General features: G+C 46.2%; 6 protein-coding genes and 1 pseudogene. All 7 read right to left on the bottom strand.

Annotated features, from left to right (window positions below; all coding sequences use genetic code 11):
• Positions 1–781: conjugal transfer protein TrbL family protein (locus Q0Y65_RS15660; RefSeq protein ID WP_297961958.1), on the bottom strand; the 781-nt coding region annotated here is incomplete at its 3' end.
• Positions 774–1058 (bottom strand): helix-turn-helix domain-containing protein, encoded by a 285-nt coding sequence (locus tag Q0Y65_RS15665; protein ID WP_297961961.1) that lies wholly within the window; start codon positions 1056–1058, stop codon positions 774–776. The genes Q0Y65_RS15660 and Q0Y65_RS15665, both read right to left, overlap by 8 nt.
• Positions 1059–1062: 4 nt before the next feature.
• Positions 1063–2823, bottom strand: a complete 1761-nt coding sequence (locus tag Q0Y65_RS15670; RefSeq protein WP_297961972.1) for a type IV secretory system conjugative DNA transfer family protein — start codon at positions 2821–2823, stop codon at positions 1063–1065.
• 113 nt (positions 2824–2936) lie between these two features.
• Positions 2937–4343, bottom strand: coding sequence for a DUF3991 and toprim domain-containing protein (locus tag Q0Y65_RS15675; protein WP_297961963.1), 1407 nt, complete (start codon positions 4341–4343; stop codon positions 2937–2939).
• 17 nt (positions 4344–4360) lie between these two features.
• Positions 4361–4624 (bottom strand): anaerobic ribonucleoside-triphosphate reductase, encoded by a 264-nt coding sequence (nrdD, locus tag Q0Y65_RS15680; protein ID WP_297961966.1) that lies wholly within the window; start codon positions 4622–4624, stop codon positions 4361–4363.
• On the bottom strand, positions 4624–5367 hold the full coding sequence (locus Q0Y65_RS15685) for a hypothetical protein (RefSeq protein ID WP_297961969.1): 744 nt from the start codon (positions 5365–5367) through the stop codon (positions 4624–4626). Before Q0Y65_RS15685 ends, nrdD begins: the two co-directional genes overlap by 1 nt.
• Before the next feature lie 13 nt (positions 5368–5380).
• A pseudogene (locus Q0Y65_RS15690) lies at positions 5381–5630 on the bottom strand (hypothetical protein); the annotation flags it as partial.

The following is a 5630-nucleotide window of genomic DNA, read 5'->3' on the forward strand; positions in this document are numbered from 1 at the left end:
CTGCAAGTATCGGGTGATCTGGACAGGTAAGCAATCCGAGGAACAGTATCGTTGTCTGCAGAAAAGCTGTGAGACAGGTAGCTATGACCTGCTTACACCATGATACGAAACCATCGGTGTAACCTCTCGGTACGCTGAACATATATAGTGATCCGACAGCTATCTGACAAAGCAAGATACCGCCGCGCTTGATATTTGCGAATATGACCTTTATGGTGCAGTAGCCGAAGAGTATCATGAAAAACAGACCACCCAAGGATACATCAGCTCTTAAAGCCTCTATCGCTTCCATGCCTGCACTTGTAAGTGTTGCAGTTCGATTCTGTATCAGTGCTCCTACAAGGTCTGTCGCAAATGTGTGCTGCAATGATACGCAGAACGAGTATAGACGCTGCGGTACAACTGTTATGAGGTTGCAGGCGAAGAAACCTTTCAGCACATTCAGACAGGTATCCTTTATATTCGCCTGACCGTTTTCATAAGCTATCGCCGTATCGAACACCGCCACCACCATGCCTGTGATGAATAATATCCAGCCGATATTATGGAACAGCGTCAAGAACGCCTGTATCCAGCCGAGATCAAAAATATCAGCAGACGACTGATCTATGGCGTTGAAAATTGATGCTATACCGTCATAGACAAGCATGAACAGCCAGTCGAACATTACATCAAATATGGCTCGGGCAGCTTCGCTTGTTACTACACCGACCGTATTATCCCACAACGACGATATACCGTCACCGATCCAGTCTATGGCATCGCCGATCCAATCAAACATTATTGTCCACCTCCTTTGGGACGTCCGTCAGCCTGTAGAGGTTTGAGCTTGAGCCACCGTTATCACGGAGTCTCGGCTGCTTTTCAATTAGTCCCTTTTCGAGTAGCTCGTGAAGAGCTCTGAATACAGTTCTTCGGCTCAGGCTCAGGTCCAACGCTATCGTCTTGGCTGACGGGAAACATTCTCCGTTTTTATTCGACCTGTCGCAGAGGTAGCAGTATACAGTAACTGCTCTGTGCGGCAAGCCTAAGTCATATATTCGTCTTTCAACATTCAAATGATCAACTCCTCTTTTCTGTCTTAACATTGGGTTTCTTTTTATCCACCGGTGCTTCCGCTTCTTCAAATGCCATATCCGTTGGTACAGGTATCGGGATACTTTTCTTTGCAGGAGGATACTTCACAGAGACCTCTCGCATAAGCTCATCTCGCTCCATATATGTCACGGAACGTGTTGCTTTATCTGCCAGCATAAAAGGCTTACCGAACTTTATGCCCCATTTGAAGTACAGCTTCAATTTGCTTATCATAGGGTGAGTTCCTGTTTTCATAACGATAAACTGACCTTTCGGCATACTTTTGAGTTCGTCAACGGTCATCAGCGGTCTGCCCATCATCTGAATGGAACGTGAATGCTCCTTTCCAAGCGATACCGAACCTGACTGAACGGTCTGTTCTCCCAGGGCTTTGGACAGCACCTCCGCAGACTGCGACTGCGGAGCGAATCTGCCGAATATGGTGAGCTGTGTATTATCCGTGATTATCTCCGAGCCCTCTTTTCCGTATTTCTGCTCTAATTGTGCGAAGCTTTGGATTATAGCTACGATAGATATTTTTCGGCTTCGACCTGCGGAGAACATCGCCTCGGCTCCCTCTATCTTGGGGAAGGTGCCGAACTCATCGCAATAGAACATTACTCTGTTCGGCAGTGCGCCGCCGTGTTCATCTGCGATAACTAATATCTCACGGTATAGCTGCTGTATCAGCAGGCTGACCATAAAATATTTCGACTGATCTTCCTCGGGAAGTATTATGAATATAGCGGACTTTTCGTTGCAGAAACGTTCTGCGTCTATGGCTGTACCGAAGCACAATATCTGCTCCATCTCGGAGTCCAGGAAGCTGTTGAGTCGTGAGAGTGCTGTTGACATTACCGAAAGCATAGCCTGATCCGCAGAATTCAGAGCTGCACCAGCCAGCCACTTTGCCTTGTGGTCGCTTGGCAGGAGTTCCATTAGCTTGGTAAAATACATTGGCGGCTTGTCCTTAGCATTCTTCGCAGGCGGCTTTGCTATGAGATCCTGTATCAACTTAAATACTGACACGATATGTCTCTCATTCTTTTCACCGAACTCAGCTAACAGCAGTATTATCGATGATAACAGTCCCTCCGCCGCATCATAGAAGAATGCGTTCTGACCGTAGTTTGAGCTGTCACCACCTCCGATATTGATTATCGTCTTAGCCGTTATCTTTGCGTATTTCTCAGCTTTCGCCTTAGCTGAAAGGTTTGTCCTGTCCGATAGGTAAATATCCATGTACTTATTGACCAGATGCAGAATATTGTCCTCATCGCTTCGAGTAGGATTTCTGAGATCAAGCACTGATACATTGTACCCATAGCAGTTCTTGGCTATATTTCCATAGTTTCGAGCTATGTCGCCTTTGGTATCCGTTGACAGAAACGACATTCCTGATGCAAGGCAGAACTCTATGTTCGGATATAGGAAGTATGCCGTTTTTCCGACACCTGCTGCACCGATCATAAGGCTATGAACATCTCCGGTATCTACAAGAGCTGTTGTTTTCAGCTTTCCATGACATCCGATCACCGTTCCCTGAACTTTCGGCAGGTCTTTTCCTTGCCTCCACAGTTCAGGCTCGAATGGCAAAGAGACAAAAGTCTGCCTTATCTCCGGCTTGGTCGCCCACCTTGCAGTGCCATGCTGTCCGTCACCGACTGCTTTTGACTTGATACTGTTTATTCCGCGGCTGTCCAGTACACTTACAATAATTGCAAATATGACAAGTCCGGCTGCCATTAAAGCTAACAGATATATTTTCTTATCATCCAATACTACACTTCCTTTTCTGCTATTATATTGTTAGTTCCTTTGTATACTTAATATATGCCTATGACATAATGACGCGCCCCCTATGACAATGAAGGAAGCGGAGATAGCTCCGCTTCCTCGTCCTGGTCTTCATTTTCACTCATTTCTTCCGCAGGTGCGGTGACCATATCTGTCTCTGTTTCGACTTTTACTGCACAGTCTGCAAGTTCATAGAGCCGCTTGGCTGTTGCTATGGACTGTTCATATGTCCTTGCAGGCTGTTTCAGGTCACTGAGCACCTCTTTCAGCTTATTGCTCAGATCTCTGCATTTAACATCGAGCCTTGCCTTATCCTTGTAGGCTCTGTATTCCTTTCTCAGCTTTGTCTTGAGCGCAGAGTGAGCCTTGCTCTCATCTTTTACACGCATGAAAAAAGCCGAGCCTGCTAATGCATACTCGGCAAGATATCTGTATTGTCCATTCTTGAATGCTGCCCTGAGCTGTGATGTCAGCTTATCGGGACGGCATGGGTAGTAATTGATGGCGTTGACGTTGTTATGATAAACACCCTTTCTCTCATGCGGCACTGCAATCAAAGCAGGCTGTCCGTTTCGTGCTTTCAGATCCTCGTTGAAGTCCTTGTTGGTAGGATATATCCTTGTAACATTGGTATATCCTCGCTCCTGAAGCAAGTCATTGAGCCTGTCGTATGCATCGATACCGCCCTCGTCATTATCCGTGCAGATAATGATATGCTTTATGTTATCATGCAGCTCCAATGCTTTCAGCACAGCAGACTCATACACTCCGTTCATTGCGATGTAACTGTGTTCCTGCCAGTTTTCGGGGTGGAGTGTGATATATGAAAGCATATCTATCGGTGCCTCGAATACATAGAGCCGCCCTGATGTGCCGTAGTGTGCAAAGCTGTAATCAGTATCAGAACCCTCGACGGTAATACGGAAGGTCTTTCCATAGCTGTTTGTAGAGCGTTTATGAGCCTGTTTCGGGACTCCGCTCTCGTCGTATCCCACGAATACAGCGTTATGATGCTCCGAGTCCTCATATATTTTTCCTTCCTTTGCGAAGAACGATACAACCTCGGGAGCGATATATCGCTTTTTGATCAGATATGCGTACACTCTGTTCATGGTTTTGTTCTTAGGCGGAAGAGTGAATTCCTTTTTAGGCTCTGGTGTTGTCTCAGGGACACTTCTTGCAAGGGGAGAGACTGTATATCCCAGCAGATTCTGTACAGCGTCTGAAAAGCTCATACCGTAGAAATACTGCATAAACTTTATAGCACCACCGCCGGTCTGGTTCTTGTGATCGAACCATGTACTGCCGGACATAGTTATGCTGTCGTGCCTGCCGCTGCCATCGGAATATATGAGTTTATACTCGCGTCCGACCTTTTCCAGCTTCTCTCCGCGGCTTCTCAGAAAATATTCAAGATCCACGGAGTTTGCCATGACCTTCTGCTCGTCCGTGAATGGTATATATGGCATAGATTCACCACCTTCTTTTATATCTCATGCTTTATCCGCTGGCTTTCCTCGGCTTTCTTGGCGTCGTTGAAACGATCGAGCGTTCCTACCAGATAGCCTGTTATCCTGCGGATACGTTCAAAGGGTACGGTATCATAGTTATACTGAATATCCACATAGTTGCCGTTTATCGTAAGCGTCAGCTCGTTGATGATACGGTCAGGATGTTTCTTCCGTATCCTGCGGACATACTCGTCGATCTCAGGCTGTGGCATTTCGCCGCCGTTAACAGTTACTTTCATCAGTACTCCACCTTTTCCGCAAGCTGTTTGATGAGCTCTGAGAAATTCTGCCTTTCGGTCATATCCGTCGACAGGAGCTGCCCTGATATAACTGTCAGCTTGTTGTCCTTGAGTACAGCGTATGCTTCTGCGTACCCGAACTGGGTGGACATACCGTCAGATTTCTCGATAGCTCCGTATTTCTGATACTTTCCCTTGCTAACAACGCTTGTGATCATGCGGTAATTGGTTGTGAAGTCCTCATTATTGACTCCCTTCATACCGCCTTTGATCTGCTCATAGCTGTAATCGCCGTATCTTCCAAGGACATTCTCGATATCGTTCTTCAGGCTGCTTGCTGATATATCCATCCTCGATACTTCTATGGAACCGCTGCCATTTTTGCCCTTAACAGTTATCTTTTCAGTTCCGTTCTTACTGCTTTCACACTCAAAGCCGGACTTTTTGATGATTTCATCGGTAATGCCTCCCGTGTCCTCAAATTTTATCTGAGAGCCGAGGAATTCGGCTATGAATGTACTCTGCTCGAGCTTTCTCTTTTCTTCCTCAGACATAGGAGGCTCAGTGGGAGCCTCCGTGGTCGCAGGTACTGTTGTTGGCTCAATGGTAGTTGTTTCTGCCTCGGTAGTTACAGGTGCTGTTGTTACGGTATTGTCTATCGTAGGCGGTTTTATCGTACCACAGCCTGTTAAAGCTGCGGTAATTAAAATGGCAGCAATCGCCGCCTTCATGTTATTCTTCATTTTCATACCTCCATTATGTGAGTGAAATGCTCAGTTCTTCATCTTCCGTTAACTCCTGTTCTGAAAAACATGAGAGATAATCGTCGACAGTCTCGGACATAGCGGAATAATCGCTGTCAGTAGGCTTGTACCCGTACCAGTTAACTTCATTGCCATTCTTCCAGATATATGGTGACTGTACATTGGCGTAAATCATCTTGTTGCCAATAACATCTCCAATGCCTATAAGCTGTGTATCGATTGGTCCTTCACTCTTGTTGAAT

Origin of the sequence: uncultured Ruminococcus sp. (genome assembly GCF_947301925.1) — a bacterium.
Classification (GTDB): Bacteria; Bacillota; Clostridia; order Oscillospirales; family Ruminococcaceae; genus Ruminococcus.